Here is a 1,046-nt window from a genome sequence, read left to right on the forward strand (position 1 = left end):
TGCGCTCAGGCAAAACACCATGCGCAAAAGAGCCTGCTGGTGACGTGGGTTTTCCCAACCAAAAGGTTGCACCAGCCTATAAAACGCAGGGATATCGCGTAATTCATCAGGTTCTGAAACACGTCTAATTTGCGCACATGATCCATTATCCAGTTGTTGCCAGGCTCGATATAAAGCCATTGCATCAATTTCATCAGCCATTTGATGGCCCTCCTTGCGGTTTTAACTCCCGTAAATGTTTGTATAGCGTGGCGCGGGCAAGCGCTAATGTGCTTATTAATTTAGGATGATGTGCATAGGGAGCTACAGATTGATTAAATAGCATTTCACACAATTGATGAAGTTTGTCTCGTAAATCAGCTATTACCTCATCAGCCTGGGAAAAATTAACATTCGCCAGTACATCGGGAATTAATAATTCACTCTGTCGATAGAAATGCCTTTCTGCAGTCTCATGAACAGAGACTCCGGCCCCTTTGAAGTGTTTATTTTTAAACCCTTCTGCAAAGGTATATAACGCCTTGCGTAAGGCTGTTTTATATCCCAAACCAACAGTCACTATTTCGTTTATCACATTGCCGTATTGTTGCCACCCCTGATTAAACATCAACACATCATGACGCCGTTCAAGAATAGATGCTTGATTATTACGATATCCCCCCATAATCAATTCAAGAGGACTTTGCGGCGCAATATTTCTGAATTGATTCACAACCGCCGCCACGCGATTTCCATTTTCATTTTGAATAATCTTATCTACCACAACTCGGCTGATTTGTGTCCATGATGGTGCGGAGGTGGTGAAAGCAAGAAATTTTTCCTCAACCTCCCCTTTCTTGACTGTTACCAGACAAGGGGAATGCGGATGGGGCCATAGCCCATTAACTGTAAAGGTAAATTTTTCCTTAAGAAAACCGGTATAACGCAAATTGCTTTCCTGTCCACAGCAAGAACATTTACCAATCCCAATGGGATCGCATAATTCAATATGCGCTGGTTGCCAGAATAGACCACGGACAAACCCAATTGACGAAGCAGGTATAGAC

General features: G+C 43.0%; 1 protein-coding gene and 1 pseudogene. Both read right to left on the minus strand.

The features are described 5' to 3' along the window. Positions 1-201 (minus strand): annotated as a pseudogene (locus RTW80_RS25830) (type I-E CRISPR-associated protein Cse2/CasB); the annotation flags it as partial. Further along, a partial coding sequence (casA, locus tag RTW80_RS25835; RefSeq protein ID WP_312720925.1) for a type I-E CRISPR-associated protein Cse1/CasA occupies positions 194-1,046 on the minus strand: 853 nt, incomplete at its 5' end. The gene casA and the pseudogene RTW80_RS25830, both read right to left, overlap by 8 nt.

Origin of the sequence: Escherichia sp. AM3, from assembly GCF_032029835.1 — a bacterium.
GTDB lineage: Bacteria > Pseudomonadota > Gammaproteobacteria > Enterobacterales > Enterobacteriaceae > Escherichia > Escherichia coli.